Source organism: Pseudomonas sp. LBUM1672 (genome assembly GCF_059695655.1).
The window spans coordinates 593,094-613,077 of record NZ_CP166781.1; the positions used below are offsets into that span (position 1 = coordinate 593,094).

15 protein-coding genes are annotated in these 19,984 nt (G+C 60.3%); 12 read left to right on the top strand and 3 right to left on the bottom strand.

Annotated elements, in window-relative coordinates:
- The first annotated feature begins 97 nt into the window (after positions 1–97).
- The 11 genes from rnr to ACA053_RS02705 all read left to right on the top strand — a co-directional run bounded on the left by rnr (position 98) and on the right by ACA053_RS02705 (position 17,103).
- Complete coding sequence (rnr, locus tag ACA053_RS02655; protein ID WP_497394484.1) at positions 98–2,743, top strand: ribonuclease R; 2,646 nt, start codon at positions 98–100, stop codon at positions 2,741–2,743.
- Positions 2,740–3,507: a 23S rRNA (guanosine(2251)-2'-O)-methyltransferase RlmB gene (gene rlmB, locus ACA053_RS02660; protein ID WP_497315240.1), complete on the top strand. Its 768-nt coding sequence runs from the start codon at positions 2,740–2,742 to the stop codon at positions 3,505–3,507. The genes rnr and rlmB overlap by 4 nt, the downstream gene beginning before the upstream one ends.
- A gap of 316 nt (positions 3,508–3,823) precedes the next feature.
- Positions 3,824–4,246 (top strand): 30S ribosomal protein S6, encoded by a 423-nt coding sequence (rpsF, locus tag ACA053_RS02665; RefSeq protein ID WP_003217491.1) that lies wholly within the window; start codon positions 3,824–3,826, stop codon positions 4,244–4,246.
- Positions 4,247–4,274: 28 nt separating this feature from the next.
- Positions 4,275–4,505, top strand: coding sequence for a 30S ribosomal protein S18 (rpsR, locus tag ACA053_RS02670; protein WP_002551829.1), 231 nt, complete (start codon positions 4,275–4,277; stop codon positions 4,503–4,505).
- Positions 4,506–4,541: 36 nt separating this feature from the next.
- Complete coding sequence (locus ACA053_RS02675) at positions 4,542–5,435, top strand: hypothetical protein (protein ID WP_497315242.1); 894 nt, start codon at positions 4,542–4,544, stop codon at positions 5,433–5,435.
- 19 nt (positions 5,436–5,454) lie between these two features.
- The gene (gene rplI / locus ACA053_RS02680; RefSeq protein ID WP_003197251.1) at positions 5,455–5,901 is read left to right on the top strand and encodes a 50S ribosomal protein L9; all 447 of its coding nucleotides are present in this window, start codon (positions 5,455–5,457) and stop codon (positions 5,899–5,901) included.
- A 120-nt stretch (positions 5,902–6,021) separates the two neighbouring features.
- Entirely contained in the window at positions 6,022–7,416 is a 1,395-nt protein-coding gene (dnaB, locus tag ACA053_RS02685) for a replicative DNA helicase (protein ID WP_109627711.1), read from the top strand.
- Between the two features lie 251 nt (positions 7,417–7,667).
- Complete coding sequence (locus ACA053_RS02690; RefSeq protein ID WP_109627712.1) at positions 7,668–9,971, top strand: YgiQ family radical SAM protein; 2,304 nt, start codon at positions 7,668–7,670, stop codon at positions 9,969–9,971.
- Positions 9,972–10,362: 391 nt separating this feature from the next.
- The gene (locus ACA053_RS02695; protein WP_497394485.1) at positions 10,363–13,638 is read left to right on the top strand and encodes a transglutaminase family protein; all 3,276 of its coding nucleotides are present in this window, start codon (positions 10,363–10,365) and stop codon (positions 13,636–13,638) included.
- 88 nt (positions 13,639–13,726) lie between these two features.
- Positions 13,727–16,213 (top strand): circularly permuted type 2 ATP-grasp protein, encoded by a 2,487-nt coding sequence (locus tag ACA053_RS02700; protein WP_497394486.1) that lies wholly within the window; start codon positions 13,727–13,729, stop codon positions 16,211–16,213.
- Positions 16,213–17,103: a transglutaminase family protein gene (locus ACA053_RS02705; protein WP_497394487.1), complete on the top strand. Its 891-nt coding sequence runs from the start codon at positions 16,213–16,215 to the stop codon at positions 17,101–17,103. Before ACA053_RS02700 ends, ACA053_RS02705 begins: the two co-directional genes overlap by 1 nt.
- 223 nt (positions 17,104–17,326) lie before the next feature.
- Here ACA053_RS02705 and ACA053_RS02710 read toward each other — a convergent pair whose 3' ends face one another.
- Entirely contained in the window at positions 17,327–17,515 is a 189-nt protein-coding gene (locus ACA053_RS02710; protein WP_007947526.1) for a hypothetical protein, read from the bottom strand.
- A 68-nt stretch (positions 17,516–17,583) separates the two neighbouring features.
- A complete protein-coding gene (locus ACA053_RS02715; protein WP_497315250.1) occupies positions 17,584–18,171 on the bottom strand; it encodes a cytokinin riboside 5'-monophosphate phosphoribohydrolase in 588 nt (195 codons plus the stop codon).
- A gap of 343 nt (positions 18,172–18,514) precedes the next feature.
- Between ACA053_RS02715 and azu the strand changes: the two genes are divergently transcribed.
- Positions 18,515–18,961, top strand: a complete 447-nt coding sequence (gene azu, locus ACA053_RS02720; RefSeq protein ID WP_109627717.1) for an azurin — start codon at positions 18,515–18,517, stop codon at positions 18,959–18,961.
- 192 nt (positions 18,962–19,153) lie between these two features.
- On the opposite strand, the gene nadE is transcribed toward azu, so the two are convergent.
- Positions 19,154–19,981 carry an NAD(+) synthase gene (nadE, locus tag ACA053_RS02725; RefSeq protein ID WP_109627718.1) on the bottom strand — a complete coding sequence of 276 codons (828 nt, stop codon included), beginning with the start codon at positions 19,979–19,981 and terminating at the stop codon, positions 19,154–19,156.
- Positions 19,982–19,984 lie beyond the last annotated feature (3 nt).

Sequence of the window (19,984 nt, forward strand, 5' to 3'; positions counted from 1 at the left end):
ATATAAGGCTTCAGATAGGCTGTCATAGCCTGAAATTTCCCGTTTCATTACGCCTATGCCAAACTAACCCGCATATAGACAAGGTGAAAACTCTCTAATGGCCGATTGGCAGTCCCTCGATCCCGAGGCCGCTCGTGAAGCGGAAAAATATGAAAACCCTATTCCTAGCCGCGAACTGATCCTTCAGCATCTTGCTGATCGGGGTTCGCCTGCTAACCGCGAGCAGTTGGTGGAAGAGTTTGGTCTGACCACAGAAGACCAGATCGAAGCCCTGCGTCGCCGCCTGCGCGCCATGGAGCGCGATGCCCAGCTTATTTACACGCGTCGCGGCACGTATGCGCCGGTGGACAAGCTCGACCTGATCCTCGGCCGCATCAGTGGTCACCGTGACGGCTTCGGCTTCCTGGTCCCGGACGACGGCAGCGACGACCTGTTCATGAGCCCGGCGCAAATGCGTCTGGTGTTCGATGGTGACCGTGCCCTGGCGCGTGTTTCCGGCCTCGACCGTCGCGGTCGCCGCGAAGGCATGATCGTCGAAGTGGTGTCCCGTGCCCACGAGACCATCGTCGGCCGTTACTTCGAAGAGGGCGGTATCGGCTTCGTGGTAGCAGACAATCCGAAGATCCAGCAAGAAGTGCTGGTCACCCCGGGTCGCAACGCCAACGCGCAGATCGGTCAATTCGTCGAAGTGAAGATCACTCACTGGCCGACGCCACGCTTCCAGCCGCAAGGCGACGTGGTCGAAGTCGTGGGCAACTACATGGCGCCGGGCATGGAAATCGATGTCGCCCTCCGCGCGTACGATATCCCGCACGTCTGGCCTGAAGCGGTCTTGAAAGAAGCCGCCAAGCTCAAGCCTGAAGTCGAAGAGAAAGACAAAGAGAAGCGCATTGACCTGCGTCATCTGCCGTTCGTGACCATCGACGGCGAAGACGCGCGCGATTTCGATGACGCCGTTTACTGTGAAGCCAAGCCCGGCAAGCTGCGCCTGTTCTCCGGCGGCTGGAAGTTGTACGTGGCGATCGCCGACGTTTCCAGTTACGTGAAGATTGGTTCGGCCCTGGACAACGAATCCCAGGTTCGCGGCAACTCGGTGTACTTCCCCGAGCGCGTCGTGCCGATGTTGCCCGAGCAACTGTCCAACGGCCTGTGCTCGCTGAACCCGCACGTCGATCGCCTGGCCATGGTTTGCGAGATGACCATCTCCAAATCCGGCGAGATGACCGACTACTGCTTCTACGAAGCGGTGATTCATTCCCACGCCCGCCTGACCTACAACAAAGTCAGCGCGATGCTGGAAACGCCGAAACTCACCGAGGCGCGTCAGCTTCGCGGCGAGTACAACGATGTTCTGCCGCACCTGAAGCAGCTTTACGCTCTGTACAAAGTGCTGCTCGGCGCTCGTCACGTGCGTGGCGCGATCGATTTCGAAACGCAGGAAACCCGGATCATCTTCGGTACCGAGCGCAAGATTGCCGAAATCCGTCCGACCGTTCGTAACGATGCGCACAAGCTGATCGAGGAATGCATGCTGGCGGCCAACGTGGCCACCGCCGAATTCCTGAAAAAGCACGAAATCCCTGCGCTGTATCGCGTCCACAACGGCCCGCCACCGGAGCGTCTGGAAAAACTGCGCGCCTTCCTCGGCGAGCTCGGCCTGTCCCTGCACAAAGGCAAGGACGGCCCGTCGCCGAAGGATTACCAGGCGTTGCTGGCCAGCATCAAGGACCGTCCGGATTTCCACCTGATCCAGACCGTCATGCTGCGTTCGTTGAGCCAGGCTGTGTACAGCGCCGATAACCAGGGCCACTTCGGCCTGAATTACGAAGCCTATACCCACTTCACCTCGCCGATCCGCCGTTACCCGGACTTGCTCACGCACCGGGCGATCCGCAGCGTGATCCATTCGAAACAGGACACCCCGCACGTTCGCCGTGCTGGCGCGATGACCATTCCGAAAGCGCGCATCTATCCGTACGACGAAGCAGCGCTGGAACAGCTCGGCGAGCAATGCTCGATGAGCGAACGCCGTGCCGACGAAGCGACCCGCGACGTCGTGAACTGGCTCAAGTGCGAGTTCATGAAAGACCGCGTGGGCGAATCGTTCCCGGGTGTGATCACCGCCGTGACCGGTTTTGGCCTGTTCGTCGAATTGACCGACATCTACGTCGAAGGCTTGGTGCACGTCACCGCGCTGCCGGGCGATTACTACCACTTCGATCCAGTGCATCACCGCCTCGCCGGTGAGCGCACCGGTCGCAGCTTCCGCCTTGGCGACACCGTTGAAGTGCGCGTCATGCGCGTTGACCTCGACGAACGCAAGATCGACTTCGAGATGGCTGAAAAAACCATCAGCGCGCCGATCGGTCGCAAGAAGCGCGGGACTGAAAAAACTGAACCAGCCGCCAAGACGACGGCTGCTAAAACCGCGGCTAAAACCGCTGTAGAACCCGCTCCGGCGAAAACCGGTCGTCGTCCTGCCAAGGAAAAGGCTGCCGAAGCCTATCGCCCAAGCGATGCGGCGGCGAAAAATGCCGAGCTGCGTAAGAGCCGTGAATTGAAGCAGGCGTTGCTGTCTGAAGCGAAAAGCGGCGGTAAAGCGGCGTCTGGGGGAAAGACCGGACGGTCGGCGCCTGACAAGGCCCCCGGCAGCAAGCCAAGCAAACACCGTAAAGGCCCGCCAAAAGCGGGTTCGGCCCCAGCCAAAAGCGGCGGGGCGCGTAAACCTAAGGCCAAGCCATGAGTCAGTTAGAAAAGATCTACGGCGTGCATGCTGTAGAAGCGTTGCTGCGTCACCACCCGAAACGCGTCAAGCAGATCTGGCTGGCTGAAGGCCGCAGTGATCCGCGGGTTCAGACGCTCATCGAACTGGCTGCGGAAAATCGCGTAGCCGTCGGCAACGCCGAGCGCCGTGAGCTGGATGCCTGGGTTGAGGGCGTACACCAGGGCGTAGTGGCGGACGTGAGTCCGAGCCAGGTCTGGGGCGAGGCGATGCTCGACGAGCTGCTCGATCGCACCGAAGGCGCACCGCTGTTGCTGGTGCTCGACGGCGTGACCGATCCGCACAACCTCGGTGCTTGCCTGCGTTCGGCCGATGCAGCAGGCGCGCTGGCAGTGATCGTTCCGAAGGACAAGTCGGCTACCCTGACTCCTACGGTACGTAAAGTGGCCTGCGGCGCGGCGGAAGTGATTCCGTTGGTTGCCGTGACCAACCTGGCGCGCACCCTGGAAAAGCTCAAGCAGCGTGGCTTGTGGGTCGTCGGTACGGCGGGCGAGGCTGAGCAGAGTTTGTATCAGCATGACATGACCGGCCCGACCATCCTGATCATGGGGGCGGAAGGCAGTGGCATGCGTCGCCTCACCCGTGATCTGTGTGACTACCTGGTGCACTTGCCGATGGCCGGTAGCGTCAGCAGTCTCAACGTGTCCGTGGCGACTGGCGTTTGCCTGTTCGAAGCCTTGCGCCAGCGCGGCGTAAAAGCCGCCGGAACCGCGAAGAAGTCCTGATCTGCACGCGATTCAAATGTGGGAGCGGGCTTGCTCGCGAAGAGGGAGTGTCAGTGAGCATCAATGTTGACTGATGCACCGCTTTCGCGAGCAAGCCCGCTCCCACAGTGGTTTGTGGTGTGGTGAAATCAGGTGTTTGAACGAACTGTTCAAATATTCACCAATTGCCTTGCACCTCTCCTGTCCCTTCTCTACAATTGCGCCCCTTGCTGTGACGGCAGGCACGCATGTGTCTATCGCAAGCAAGTCCATAAGTGTCATTCACTCCTTGTCTGACCGCTTTTGAGCGGCAGGCTACAACCCGTAAGGAGCATTCATGCGTCATTACGAAATCATCTTTTTGGTCCACCCGGATCAAAGCGAGCAAGTCGGCGGCATGGTTGAGCGTTACACCAAGCTGATCGAAGAAGACGGCGGCAAAATCCACCGTCTGGAAGATTGGGGCCGTCGTCAACTGGCCTACGCAATCAACAATGTTCACAAGGCTCACTACGTGATGCTGAACGTTGAGTGCACTGGCAAGGCCCTGGCCGAGCTGGAAGACAACTTCCGCTACAACGATGCAGTGATCCGTAACCTGGTCATCCGTCGCGAAGAAGCCGTTACCGGCCAATCCGAGATGCTCAAGGCTGAAGAAAACCGCAGTGAGCGCCGTGAGCGTCGCGACCGTCCTGAGCACGAAGGCGCTGAAAGCGCTGATAGTGATGACAGCGACAACAGCGATAACGCTGACGAGTAATCCACGGACCTTTTAAGGAGCCTATCAAATGGCACGTTTCTTCCGTCGTCGTAAATTCTGCCGCTTCACCGCTGAAGACGTGAAAGAGATCGATTACAAAGATCTCAACACTCTGAAAGCCTACGTATCCGAGACCGGCAAAATCGTTCCAAGCCGCATCACCGGTACCAAAGCTCGTTATCAGCGTCAGCTGGCCACCGCTATCAAGCGCGCCCGCTTCCTGGCCCTGCTGGCCTACACCGACAGCCACGGCCGCTGAGACCGGGCAGTCGACACGTAGCAAAGGATTGAATGCATGCGCGCCTTAGCTGAGTTCATCATGCGCGGCCGTATGCAGGCCACTCTGGTAGTGGCCGGATGCGCAATATTGCCGTTGTTGTATTGGTTGGGTGCTGCCGCTGGATGCCTTGTGCTCCTGCGGCGTGGATTGAAGGACGCCATTGGCGTACTTGCTCTGGGACTGCTGCCGGCGTTGATCTGGTGGCTTTACTCCGATGACCCACGGGCACTTCTGGTGCTGCTGGGGTCTTCGAGCCTTGCGTTGGTTTTGCGCGCAAGCGAGTCCTGGAACCGCGTGCTGCTGGTCAGCATAGCGATGGGAGTGGTGTTTGCAGTGGTGCTGGGGACAGTTTTTGCTCCCCAAATCGAGATGCTGGCGCAGGCTTTGATAAAAGTCATGCCGTCGCTACTCGGTGATGTCTACCAGAAGTTGTCGGTAGACGAGCAAGCGCATTTTGCGTCCCTGATTGCACCGGTCCTGACCGGCCTGATTGCGGCCTTGTTGCAAATCGTCAGTGTGCTGAGCCTGATTGTCGGGCGCTACTGGCAGGCGTTGTTGTACAACCCGGGTGGTTTTGGTCGCGAGTTTCGCGCCATCCGATTCCCGCTTTTACCAGCGATGTTGCTGCTGGCGTTCATGCTTCTGGGGCCGAACATCGGTCCACAGATGGCCATGTTGACGCCGTTGTGCAGCGTACCGCTGGTGTTCGCCGGGCTGGCCCTGATTCACGGGCTGGTGGCGCAAAAGCGACTGGGCAGATTCTGGCTGGTGGGGTTGTACGTCACGCTGTTGCTGTTCATGCAGCTGATCTATCCGTTGCTGGTGGTCTTGGCCATCGTCGACAGCCTGATTGATTTTCGCGGTCGTTCGACGCCGAAAGACGTCGATAGCGCGAACGGTGAAGGTTAAAAGTTAAGAGGATTTTCACATGCAACTGATCCTTCTGGAAAAAGTCACCAACCTGGGCAACCTGGGTGACAAAGTAAACGTCAAGGCTGGTTACGGTCGTAACTACCTGCTGCCTTACGGCAAAGCTACCGCTGCGACCGCTGCCAACCTGGCTGCGTTCGAAGAGCGTCGCGCTGAGCTGGAAAAAGCCGCAGCAGACCGTAAGACTTCGGCTGAAAGCCGTGCCGCCCAACTGGCTGAGCTGGAAGTGACTATCACTGCCACCGCTGGTGACGAAGGCAAGCTGTTCGGTTCGATCGGTACTCACGACATCGCTGATGCACTGACCGCCTCTGGCGTTGAAGTGGCAAAAAGCGAAGTTCGTCTGCCGAACGGCACCATCCGCAACGTAGGCGAATTCGACGTAGCCGTGCACCTGCACGCCGAAGTTGAAGCCACCGTACGCGTTGTCGTGGTAGCAGCTTAAGCAGCACTTGTCGGCTGGCACCCTCGGGTGCTTGCCGGTAACATCGGGCACGATCCTGTTTACAGGTCGTGCCCTTTGTCTTTCTGAAACCCCTGCTTTTCATAAAATAACCAAGTGGCCATGAACGATATCTCCGCTCCCGAGCAATACGATCTGCAAACCGCTGCCCTGAAGGTGCCGCCGCATTCCATCGAGGCCGAACAGGCCGTGCTCGGTGGTCTGATGCTGGACAACAACGCCTGGGAGCGCGTGCTGGATCAAGTCTCCGACGGCGATTTCTATCGACATGACCACCGTTTGATCTTCCGTGCGATCGCCAAGCTCGCCGACCAGAACTCCCCCATCGACGTCGTGACCCTTGCCGAGCAATTGGACAAGGAAGGTCAGACCTCGCAAGTGGGTGGCCTCGGTTACCTCGGTGAGCTGGCGAAAAACACCCCGTCCGTCGCCAACATCAAGGCCTATGCGCAGATCGTCCGCGCGCGGGCGACCTTGCGACAGTTGATCGGCATCGCCACCGAAATCGCCGACAGCGCTTTCAACCCGGAAGGGCGCACGGCTGAAGAGATTCTCGACGAAGCCGAACGGCAGATCTTCCAGATCGCCGAGGCCCGGCCAAAAACCGGCGGCCCGGTCAGCGTCAACGATCTGCTGACCAAGGCGATCGACCGCATCGACACCTTGTTCAACACCGACAACGCCATCACCGGCCTGTCCACCGGCTACACCGACCTCGACGAGAAGACCAGCGGCTTGCAGCCCTCTGACTTGATCATCGTCGCCGGCCGTCCATCCATGGGTAAAACCACCTTTGCGATGAACCTGGTGGAAAACGCCGTGTTGCGCAGCGACAAGTGCGTTCTGGTCTACTCGCTGGAGATGCCAGGTGAATCGCTGATCATGCGTATGTTGTCGTCCCTTGGCCGTATCGACCAGACCAAGGTCCGTGCCGGTCGCCTGGACGACGACGATTGGCCGCGCCTGACCTCGGCGGTCAACCTGCTCAACGATCGCAAGCTGTTCATCGACGATACGGCCGGTATCAGCCCGTCGGAAATGCGTGCACGGACCCGGCGTCTGGTGCGTGAGCACGGCGATGTCGCCCTGATCATGATCGACTACCTGCAATTGATGCAGATCCCGGGTTCTGGCGGCGACAACCGGACCAACGAGATTTCCGAGATCTCCCGTTCCTTGAAAGCCCTGGCCAAGGAATTCAACTGCCCGGTGGTGGCGTTGTCCCAGCTCAACCGCTCCCTGGAGCAACGACCGAACAAACGCCCGATCAACTCCGACCTCCGGGAATCCGGAGCGATCGAGCAGGATGCTGACGTGATCATGTTCGTGTACCGGGATGAGGTGTATCACCCGGAAACCGAGCACAAAGGCATCGCCGAGATCATCATCGGCAAGCAGCGGAACGGCCCGATCGGTACGTCGCGACTGGCGTTCATCGGCAAGTACACCCGCTTCGAAAACCTCGCACCGGGCAGTTACAACTTCGACGACGAATAACCCAGAAGAAACCTGTGGCGAGGGAGCTTTTGTGGCGAGGGAGCTTGCTCCCGCTTGAGTGCGCAGCGCTCACAAAATTTTGGGGCTGCTTCGCAACCCAGCGGGAGCAAGCTCCCTCGCCACAAGGGTGATGGTGCCTCCAGGTTTTCAAACAGGCGGTGTCGCAATTTCCGACCATAGCCGTCGGAATTGGTTATTTTTTGTGCTATATTCCGCGCCCGCGATTTTTCATCTCAACACCGGTCATCGTCATGCAAACAGCCAAGCCGTTATTTGACTATCCCAAGTACTGGGCCGAATGTTTCGGTCCGGCGCCATTCCTGCCGATGAGCAGGGAGGAGATGGATCAGCTTGGCTGGGATTCCTGCGACATCATCATCGTCACCGGTGATGCTTACGTTGATCACCCGTCTTTCGGCATGGCAATCATTGGCCGGCTGCTGGAGTCCCAAGGCTTCCGCGTCGGGATCATTGCCCAGCCAAACTGGCAGTCCAAAGACGACTTCATGAAGCTCGGCGAGCCGAACCTGTTCTTCGGCGTCGCGGCCGGCAACATGGATTCGATGATCAATCGCTACACCGCCGACAAGAAAATCCGTTCCGATGACGCCTACACCCCCGGTGGCCTGGCGGGCAAACGTCCGGACCGCGCAAGCCTGGTTTACAGCCAGCGCTGCAAGGAAGCCTACAATCACGTGCCGATCGTTCTCGGTGGCATCGAAGCGTCCCTGCGCCGCATCGCCCACTACGATTACTGGCAGGACCGGGTGCGCAACTCGATCCTGATCGACGCCTGCGCCGACATCCTGCTCTACGGCAATGCCGAGCGCGCGATCGTCGAAGTCGCCCAGCGTCTGTCCTACGGTCACAAGATCGAAGACATCACCGACGTGCGTGGCACCGCGTTCATCCGTCGTGATACACCGAAAGACTGGTACGAAGTCGATTCCACGCGCATCGACCGTCCGGGCAAGGTCGACAAGATCATCAACCCGTACGTCAATACCCAGGACACCCAGGCCTGCGCCATCGAGCAGGAAAAGGGTCCGCTTGAAGATCCGGAAGAAGCCAAGGTCGTGCAGATCCTGGCCAGCCCGAAGATGACCCGCGACAAGACTGTGATCCGTCTGCCGTCGGTTGAAAAAGTCCGTGGCGACGCCGTTCTTTACGCTCACGCCAACCGCGTGCTGCACCTGGAAACCAACCCGGGCAACGCCCGTGCACTGGTTCAGAAGCACGGCGAAGTCGACGTCTGGTTCAACCCGCCGCCGATTCCGATGACCACCGAAGAAATGGACTACGTGTTCGGCATGCCTTACGCGCGCATTCCGCACCCGGCGTACGGCAAGGAAAAAATCCCGGCCTACGACATGATCCGCTTCTCGGTGAACATCATGCGTGGCTGCTTCGGTGGCTGCACGTTCTGCTCGATCACCGAGCACGAAGGCCGGATCATCCAGAACCGTTCCGAAGAGTCGATCATTCGCGAGATCGAAGAGATTCGCGACAAGGTCCCGGGCTTCACCGGCGTCATTTCCGACCTCGGCGGCCCGACCGCGAACATGTACCGCATCGCCTGCAAGAGCCCGGAAATCGAATCCGCGTGCCGCAAGCCGTCGTGCGTGTTCCCCGGCATCTGCCCGAATTTGAATACCGACCACTCGTCGCTGATCCAGCTCTATCGCAGCGCCCGTGCCTTGCCGGGTGTGAAGAAGATCCTGATCGCTTCCGGCCTGCGCTACGACCTCGCGGTCGAGTCGCCGGAATACGTCAAGGAACTGGTCACCCACCACGTCGGTGGTTACCTGAAGATCGCCCCGGAACACACCGAGGAAGGTCCGCTCAACCAGATGATGAAACCGGGCATCGGCAGCTATGACAAGTTCAAGCGCATGTTCGAGAAGTACTCCAAGGAAGCCGGGAAAGAGCAGTACCTGATTCCGTACTTCATCGCCGCCCACCCGGGCACCACCGATGAAGACATGATGAACCTGGCCTTGTGGCTCAAGGGCAACGGCTTCCGTGCCGACCAGGTGCAGGCGTTCTACCCGTCGCCGATGGCCACCGCCACCGCCATGTACCATTCGGGCAAGAACCCGTTGCGTAAGGTCACTTACAAGAGCGACGCCGTGACCATCGTCAAGAGCGAAGAGCAGCGTCGTCTGCACAAGGCGTTCTTGCGTTATCACGACCCGAAAGGCTGGCCGATGCTGCGTGAAGCGCTGACCCGTATGGGCCGCGCCGATCTGATCGGGCCGGGCAAGAACCAGTTGATTCCGCTGCATCAGCCGGCGACCGACAGCTACCAGAGCGCCCGTCGCAAGAACTCGACGCCGGCCGGCAGCCACAAGGTTGCAGGGGAAAAGACCACCAAGATCCTGACCCAGCACACCGGCCTGCCACCGCGTGCCAGCGATGGCGGTAATCCGTGGGACAAGCGTGAACAGGCCAAGGCAGCGGCGTTCGCCCGCAACCAGCAGGCGGCCAAGGAGCGCAAGGACGCGGCCAAAGGCAAAGGGCCCAAGCCTGCGCGCAAGCCGGTTGTGCCGCGTTAAACCTCGCTTGAACTGAACAGAACGCCAACCTTCGGGTTGGCGTTTTTGTGTCTGCGGCTAGGTGAGCGGATGTGTACCTGAGCCAGATCAGTTGTGGCTACTGGCGCTATCGCGAGCAGGCTCGCTCCCACAGTGATTTAGTGTTTTCCAGCAAAATTGCATTTCGCCGCAGATCCCTGTGGGAGCGAGCCTGCTCGCGATGGGGCAGGTGCAGCCGCTGCAAATTCAGTTTGTCCGCAACATTTGCGTGCAACTCCCTCGAACCAATTTCCCGCATCGCCCGATTTTGGTGCTGTACTGCCTCAAGCAACCAAAGAAAGCGCCGTTGCCGCTGGATGGCATAAGTCTTGCGCGCTTTCCCGATACGCTTAAGGCTCGCAGGAGGCACGCCGTGTCGATTCATGTCGCATTGCACCACGTCACGCATTACCGCTACGACCGCGCCGTCGAGCTCGGTCCGCAGATCGTTCGTCTGCGCCCGGCTGCCCACAGTCGCACGCGGATACTCTCCTATGCGCTGAAAGTCTCTCCCGAGCAGCATTTCATCAACTGGCAGCAGGACCCTCAGGGCAATTACCTGGCGCGGTTGGTGTTCCCGGAGAAAACCAATGAGCTGCGGATCGAGGTCGATCTGCTCGCGGAGATGGCGGTCTTCAACCCGTTCGACTTTTTCCTCGAGCCATACGCCGAAAAGATCCCGTTCACCTACGCCCCGGACGAGCGCAAGGAACTGGCACCGTACCTGGAAACCTTGCCCCTGACGCCGAAGTTCAAGGCCTATCTGGATGGCATCGACCGCACACCGCTGCCGAGTGTGGATTTCCTCGTGGCGCTCAATCAGCGCCTGAGCGAAGACATCGGCTACCTGATCCGTATGGAGCCCGGCGTACAAACCCCCGAGCACACCCTCGAACACGCCTCCGGTTCCTGCCGCGACTCGGCGTGGTTGCTGGTGCAACTGCTGCGCAACCTCGGGCTGGCGGCACGTTTCGTCTCCGGCTACCTGATTCAACTCACCGCCGACGTCAAAAGCCTCGACGGCCCCTCGGGCACGGAAGTGGATTTCACCGACCTGCACGCCTGGTGCGAGGTCTATTTGCCCGGTGCCGGCTGGATTGGCCTGGACGCGACGTCAGGGCTGTTTGCCGGTGAAGGACATATTCCGTTGGCGTGCAGTCCCGATCCGGGCTCAGCGGCACCGATCAGTGGCCTGGTGGAACCGTGCGAGTGCGAGTTCAGCCACGAAATGTCCGTGGAGCGAATTTGGGAAGCGCCGCGAGTCACCAAGCCTTACACCGAAGACCAGTGGCTGGCGATCCAGGCGCTGGGCCGGCAGATCGATGCCGACCTGCTGGAAGGCGACGTGCGCCTGACCATGGGCGGCGAGCCGACCTTCGTGTCCATCGATGACCCGGACGGCGCCGAATGGAACACCGCCGCGCTAGGGCCGGACAAACGTCGCCTGTCCGCTGAGCTGTTCCAGCGCATGCGCAAACACTACGCGCCCAAAGGCCTGGTGCATTTCGGTCAGGGCAAGTGGTACCCCGGCGAGCAACTGCCGCGCTGGTCACTCAACTGCTACTGGCGCCGCGATGGCGTGCCGATCTGGCACAACAGCGCGCTGATTGCCGATGAACAGGAAGACTACGGCGCCGATGGCGAGCTGGCCGGGCGTTTTCTCTCGAGTGTTGCCGAACGCCTGAAAATTCCGACACGCTTTGTGTTCCCGGCCTACGAAGACAATTTCTATTACCTCTGGCGCGAAGGTACGTTGCCGCTGAACGTCAGCGCCGAAGACTCTCGTCTCGAAGAACCGCTGGAACGGGCGCGCCTGCGTAAAGTCTTCAGCCAGGGGCTGGACAAGGTGATCGGCCAGGTCCTGCCGCTGGCACGCACCGCCAGGGGTGATCAGTGGCAAAGCGGTCGCTGGTACCTGCGTGACGAGCATTGTCGATTGGTGCCGGGGGACTCGCCTCTGGGTTATCGCTTGCCGTTGGCTTCGCAGCCCTGGGTGAAGGCGGCCGAGTATCCGTTCATCTACCCGAACGACCCGAACCAGGAATTCCCCGCGCTTCCGGACACTCAGCAGTTGAACAGCCCGGGTGCAGCGGCCGAAGCGGTCGAGCGGAATCTGGAGGTCGATGAGTCCGCCGATTGGCTGACCCGCACCGCGTTCTGCGCCGAGGCTCGGGAAGGCCGGTTGTACCTGTTCATGCCGCCGCTGGAACGGGTCGAGGATTATCTGGAACTGGTCACTGCGATCGAGGCCACGGCGCAGGAACTGCATTGCCCGGTGTTGCTGGAAGGCTACGAGCCGCCGAGCGATCCGCGCCTGAGCAACTTCCGCATCACCCCGGATCCGGGCGTGATCGAGGTCAACGTGCAGCCGTCCGCCACCTGGGATGAGCTGGTCGAGCGCACCGAGTTTCTCTACGAAGAAGCACGCCAGACCCGACTGACCACCGAGAAATTCATGATCGACGGCCGGCACACCGGCACCGGCGGCGGCAACCATTTCGTTCTGGGTGGCGCGACACCGGCTGACTCACCATTCCTGCGCCGTCCCGACCTGCTGCGCAGCCTGATCAGTTACTGGCATAACCACCCGTCCTTGTCCTACCTGTTTTCCGGATTGTTCATCGGCCCGACGTCCCAGGCGCCGCGCGTCGATGAAGCGCGCAACGATGCGTTGTACGAACTGGAAATCGCTTTTGCGCAGATGCCCGAGCCGGGCGAGGAGTGCGCGCCATGGCTGGTCGATCGATTGCTGCGCAACTTGCTGATCGACGTGACCGGCAACACGCACCGCTCTGAGTTCTGCATCGACAAGCTCTATTCGCCGGATGGCGCCACAGGCCGCCTTGGATTGCTCGAGTTGCGTGCCTTTGAAATGCCACCGCATGCGCGGATGAGCCTGGCGCAGCAGTTGTTGCTGCGGGCACTGGTCGCCCGGTTCTGGCGCGAGCCTTATGCGCCGCCGAAACTGGCGCGCTGGGGCACTGAGCTGCATGACCGATTCCTGTTGCCGCACTTTATCGAGCAGGATTTCGCGGATGTGATCGTCGATCTCAATGCCGCCGGTTATCCCGTGCGGGCGGAGTGGTTTGCCGCGCACCTGGAATTTCGCTTTCCCAAGGTCGGCGATTACGCCGTCAGCGGCATCGAGCTGGAAGTGCGGCAGGCGCTGGAGCCTTGGCATGTTTTGGGTGAAGAGGGCGCTGTCGGCGGCACGGTGCGCTACGTGGATTCATCGCTGGAACGCTTGCAGGTCAAACTCACCGGCCTGGCGCCGCAGCGTTATTTGCTGACGTGCAACGGCGTTCCGGTGCCCTTGCAGCCGACTGGGCGAGTCGGCGAGTTCGTCGCTGGCGTGCGTTTCCGTGCCTGGCAACCGGCGAACTGCCTGCAACCGACCATTCCGGTCCACGCGCCGTTGGTGTTCGACCTGCTCGACACCTGGATGCAGCGCTCGCTGGGAGGTTGTCAGTACCACGTCGCCCATCCCGGCGGGCGCAACTACGACAGCCTGCCGGTGAACGCCAATGAGGCCGAAAGCCGTCGAATGGCTCGTTTCTTCCGCATCGGACACAGCCCGGGGAAACTTCCTGTACCGATCCTGGAAATTAACGACGAGCTACCGATGACGCTCGATTTACGACGTTTCTAAACCGTACGCGACGCTCGGATTTTTCGTCTATCCGGGCGTCATGAGCCTGCGTTAGTCTGACCGTTCTTTGCTGTCTGCCGAGCTTTCCATGCCTGACCTGCTTGACCGCTACCCGCTGACGGCGGGCACTTATCACGAACTGCTCGACGACAGCGGCGCGGTGCGCCCGCACTGGCGCCGGTTGTTCGACCAATTGCAACGCAGCACGCCAGCGCAATTGGTGCAGCGTCAGGCACTGTTGACCCGGCAGATCCAGGAAAACGGCGTCACCTACAACGTCTACGCCGACCCCAAGGGCGCCGATCGGCCGTGGGAACTGGACTTGCTGCCGCATGTGATTGCTGCGGATGAGTGGCAACAGTTATCGGCCGGAATAGCTCAGCGGGCGCGGCTGTTGAACGCCGTGTTGGCTGATCTGTATGGCCCGCAACGTTTGATTGCCGAAGGGCTGCTGCCGGCTGAACTGGTGTTTGGTCACAACAATTTCCTCTGGCCCTGTCAGGGCATTACGCCGCCGGACGGGGCCTTTCTGCATTTGTACGCCGTCGATCTGGCGCGTACGCCGGACGGCCGTTGGTGGGTGACGGCAGATCGGACTCAAGCACCCTCCGGTGCCGGTTATGCGCTGGAAAACCGCACCATCGTGTCCCGGGCCTTTCCCGAGTTGTACCGCGACCTGAAGGTGCAGCACTTGGCCGGATTCTTCCGAACGCTGCAGGAAACCCTTGCCCGTCAGGCACCAAGCGATGACGACGCGCCGCTGATCGTGCTGTTGACGCCGGGGCGTTTCAACGAAAGCTATTTCGAACATCTCTATCTGGCGCGCCAGCTCGGTTATCCACTGGTGGAAGGCGGCGACCTCACGGTGCGTGATGCCACGGTCTACCTGAAAACCCTCAGTGGCCTGCGCCGGGTCCACGCGATCATGCGGCGGCTCGACGATGACTTCTGCGATCCGCTGGAGCTGCGTACCGATTCCGCCCTTGGCGTGCCGGGCTTGCTCGAAGCCGTGCGGCAGGGGCGGGTGCTGGTCGCCAATGCTCTCGGCAGCGGTGTGCTGGAGTCGCCGGGGCTGCTGGGATTCTTGCCGAAGATCAATCAATTCCTGTTTGGCGAAGAACTGATCCTGCCATCCATTGCGACCTGGTGGTGCGGCGAGGCGCCGGTGCTGGCACAGGCACTGGAGAAGCTGCCGGAGTTGCTGATCAAACCAGCCTTCCCGTCGCAAAGCTTCGCCCCTGTCTTTGGACGCGATCTGAGTGAAAAACAGCGCCAGGCTTTGGCTGAACGCATGCAGGCGCGACCTTACGCCTATGTGGCGCAAGAATTGGCGCAATTGTCCCAGGCACCGATCTGGCAGCCCGAGGACGGTCAGCTGCAACCGCGCGCTATCGGAATGAGGGTGTATGCGGTGGCCAGTCGCGACGGCTATCGAGTTCTGCCCGGCGGTTTGACTCGAGTTGCCGCTGAAGCAGACGCCGAAGTGGTGTCGATGCAGCGCGGCGGTGCGAGCAAGGACACCTGGGTGTTGGGGGATCGTCCGCCCAGCGGCGAGCAATGGAAAACTCAACGCACAATCGGCGTGCATGACCTGGTTCGACGCGATCCGTACCTGCCGTCGCGGGTGGTGGAGAACCTGTTCTGGTTTGGCCGCTATTGCGAGCGTTGTGATGACAGCGCGCGACTGCTTCGGATCATGCTGGCGCGCTACGTCGATGGCGATGACCCGCAGGCGCTGGAAGCGGCGGTCGATCTCGGCGAGCGCCTGAACCTGTTGCCGGACGAAGGCGAGTTGGCCGAGCGGTTGTTGGCCGCGTTACTCGGCGATGATTGGCCCTTCAGCCTGCGTTCCAACCTGCAGCGCTTGCAGTGGGCCGCCTCGCAAGTACGCGGCAAGCTCTCGCGGGAAAACTGGCAGGCGCTGGTGGAATTGCAGCGCGAAGCCATGGAGCTGGAAACCGAAGAGCCGGATTTCGGCGAGTTGCTGGATTTCCTCAACCGTCTGGTGATGTCACTGGCGGCGCTGTCCGGTTTCGCTCTGGACGACATGACCCGGGATGAAGGCTGGCGTTTCCTGATGATTGGCCGGCGGATCGAGCGCCTGCAATTTCTCAGTGCCAGCCTGGCGGCGTTTCTGCGCGGTGCCGGTGCTTTTGATCAGGCCGGGCTGGAATGGCTGCTGGAACTGGGTAACAGCAGCATCACTTACCGCTCGCGGTATCTGGCGGTAGCGCAGTTGATTCCGGTGCTGGACCTTTTGCTGCTCGACGAGCAAAACCCGCATGCGGTGCTGTTCCAGTTGAAACTGGTGACCCGCACGTTGAAACGCTTGAACGATGATTTTGGTGCACCTCGGGAAGCGGGTCTGCCGCAATTGGTGGAGCGCCTGGCGCGTTTCGATCTGGGCTGCCTGGAGAATTCGCTGTTCGGCGAAGCCAGCGTACGCGCGGCCATCGAGGGGCTGGCCGATTTGCTGCAAGAGATCGCCGATGCCAGCGGGCAAGTGTCGGATCGTCTGGCCCTGCGCCATTTCGCCCATGTCGATGATGTCAGCCAGCGCACGGTGTCCGTCTGATGAGCGCCCATTACCAGATTCTCCACGACACCCATTATCACTACGACAGTCCGGTGTCCCTGGCCCAGCAACTCGCGCACCTGTGGCCGCGGGCCTGTGCCTGGCAGCGCTGCACCGAGCAGCACTTGCAGATCAGCCCCGACCCGACCTCGCGCCGGGATGAGCTGGATGTGTTTGGCAATCCGCTCACCCGGTTGGCGTTTGAGCGGCCGCACGACGAATTGCTGGTCAACGCCCGGCTCACCGTCGATGTGCTGGCCCGGCCAGCGCTGGATTTCAATCAATCCACCGCATGGGAAGAAACCCGCAACGCGCTGACCTATAGCAGTCAGCCACTTTCACCCGAGTTGCTGGAAGCCTGCCGTTACCGCTTCGAATCGCCCTACGTGCATTTGAAACGCAACTTTGTCGATTTTTCGGAAAGTTGTTTCCCCGCAGGGCGGCCTTTGTTGCTGGGCGTCCAGGCGTTGATGGAGAAGATTTTCAGCGAATTCACCTTCGACGCCGAAGCAACCCAAGTGGCAACGCCGCTGGTGGAGGTGCTGGAGCGGCGGCGCGGAGTTTGTCAGGATTTCGCTCACCTGATGCTCGCTTGCGTGCGTTCACGTGGACTGGCAGCGCGTTACGTCAGTGGCTACCTGCTGACCCAACCGCCGCCCGGCCAACCGCGACTGATCGGCGCCGATGCGTCTCATGCCTGGGTTTCAGTGTTTTGCCCGGCGCTGGGCTGGGTGGACTTCGATCCGACCAACAATGTGCAGCCCGCGCTCGAACACATCACTTTGGCCTGGGGGAGGGATTTCTCCGATGTTTCGCCGTTGCGTGGGGTGATTCTGGGGGGCGGCAGTCATGATCCCGAGGTGCGCGTCACCGTGATGCCATTGGATTGACGAAAATCCCCTGTGGGAGCGAGCCTGCTCGCGATTACGGTGTGTCAGTCGATATTAATGTTGAAGACACACCGCAATCGCGAGCAGGCTCGCTCCCACAGGGGGCTGTGCAAAGTCAGTTCGGGATGGGGTATTTCAGATTGGCCTGTGAGGGTCAGCAAGGAACTGCTGACCCTGGACACAGATCCGGTGGGCCTGATCAGATCATCGGGCCCTGAGGGTCTCAGGCGTCGGGCGCCTGATCTTTCGGTGCTTCAGTTTCGTCTGTAGCCACTTCGCCTTCGGCATCCGGGTTCAGTGCTGCTGCTTCTTCTTCAGCTGTAGCTTTCTTGCGCTGAAGCTTTTCCTCTTTCTTCTGCTCCTTGGCCAAGTCTCTCTGACGTTTGGCGAAGGAATAATTAGGTTTAGCCATGGGCGATCCTCTGGGGTCGAAGGTGAGGTTGAGCGGCGCATATTCTGCCCTGTATCGGTACCGAGCCGTTAGCTGGGTTTTTGCTCTGTCCATTTGGGCACCACTGTCGGCTGCCAGGCGTCCAGAGCATCGAGCAGGGTTTGCGGCGATTCGCTCACTTGCAGCATGTCACGGTGCGCTTCGCGAACGAAGCCTTCGCCGACGATATGATCAAGAAAACCGGTCAATTTGCTGTAGAAACCGTTCACTTCCAGCAATCCGAGCGGTTTGCCGTGATAACCGAGCTGGCCCCAGGTCCAGACTTCGAACAATTCTTCCAGAGTGCCCAGGCCGCCGGGCAGCGCGATGAAGGCGTCGCTGAGCTCTGCCATCCGCGCCTTGCGCGCATGCATGCCGTCGACCACTTCGAGGCGAGTCAGGCCGCAGTGGCCGATTTCCTTATCTTTCAAGCTTTGCGGGATGATCCCGATCACTTCACCGCCGGCCGCCAGTGCCGCATCGGCGACGATGCCCATCAGCCCGACGGCGCCACCGCCATAGACCAGGGTCAGCTTGCGCTCGGCCAATGCTCTCCCGAGGGCGACAGCCGCTTCACGATAAGCCGGGTTGGTGCCGGTGCTGGCACCGCAAAATACACAAACGGACGTTAAAGACATGCCTTACTCCATGGTCAGGATGGCCACAGAGTAAAGGCAGGCGCGCGGCGCTCCAAGGTCTAAACTTCGCGTTCAGGTGCTTCGTAGCTGCCGCTGGCGCCACAGGCATAAGCGGCGAGCAAGCTGCACAAAAAGCTGTTGATGGACATGACAGGCGCTCCAGATGAGGGTTGACGCCCTGATGATAGGGCCGGGCCAGACGTCTGGCTGGTAGATTGTTTCGATAGGTGTCATAGCCCGAAAGTTGTATACAATTTTTGATTCAGGTCATAGGAACTTGCGTAGTTTTCAGGCAGTCTTCTGTCCATTCGCACTTTTGTTAACCCTGCCTTGGAGATTCACCATGTTTGCCAAACTTGTTGCGGTATCCCTGCTGACACTGGCCAGCAGCCAACTGATGGCTGCCGAATGCAAGGTCACTGTCGACTCCACCGATCAGATGTCCTTCAACACCAAGGCCATCGAAATCGACAAAAGCTGCAAGACGTTCACCGTCGAGCTGACTCACTCCGGCAGCTTGCCGAAAAACGTCATGGGCCATAACTGGGTGCTGAGTAAAGAAGCTGACATGCAGCCGATCGCCACCGATGGCCTGGCTGCCGGCATCGACAAGAACTACCTGAAAGAAGGTGATGCACGCGTCATCGCCCACACCAAAATCATCGGTGCCAAGGAAACCGACTCGGTGACCTTCGACGTGTCGAAGCTCGATGCCAACGAGAAGTACGGTTTCTTCTGCTCGTTCCCGGGCCACATCTCGATGATGAAAGGTACGGTTACGCTGAAGTAATTAAATCGCGCTCATAAAAAAGCGTCCTGCGAGGGACGCTTTTTTTGTGCCTGACATTTGACCGAGTCATCGTTCATCGCGGGCAAGCCACGCTCCCACAGGTATTGTGCCGGATGCCGATAATGGGTCCGACCACAATACCTGTGGGAGCGTGGCTTGCCCGCGAAGGCGTCGGTACAGGCGCAGACGTCCTTATGGCGCGAACGGCATCACGCGCTTGTGATGAGTCTTTTTGTACGTATCGCAAATGATCTTGAACGCTTCCTCACGCACCGACTGGCCGTGCAGGAATGCGTCGATCTCGGCATAGGTCACGCCGTGGGACGCTTCGTCCGGTTTACCCGGCGACAGGTCTTCAAGGTCGGCCGTAGGGATTTTTTCCACCAGCGATTCCGGCGCGCCGAAACTGCGGGCGATGTCTCGAACCTGGTTTTTCACCAGGCCACTCAGTGGTGCCAGGTCGCAGGCGCCATCACCGAACTTGGTGAAGAAACCCATCACCGCTTCCGCCGCGTGGTCGGTGCCGATCACCAAGCCCTGCGCCGCACCGGCGATGGTGTACTGGGCGACCATGCGCATCCGCGCCTTGGTGTTGCCGAGCACGAAATCCACCGAGACCGCGTGCTTGCCTTCGAAGGCGGCCACTTCGTTGGCCAGGGATTTCACTGCCGGACCGATGTTCACGGTGTGGCGTTCGTCCGGGGCGATGAAATCCACCGAGGCCTGGGCGTCGTGTTCATCGAACTGGGTTTCGTACGGCAGGCGCACGGCGATGAACTTGTAGCTTTTGTCGCTGGTTTGCTCGCGCAGCTCACGCATGGCGCGTTGGGCCAGCAGGCCGGCGGTCAGGGAATCGACGCCGCCGCTGATGCCGAGCACCAGGGTCTTGAGCCCGGAATTGACCAGGCACTCCTGAATGAAGCTGACCCGTCGGGCGACCTCGGCCTCGAGGGCGGCATGGTCGGCGAACGGCGGTTGAACGTTGAGCTGCTCAGCAATCTCACGCTGTACGGCTTGCATGAA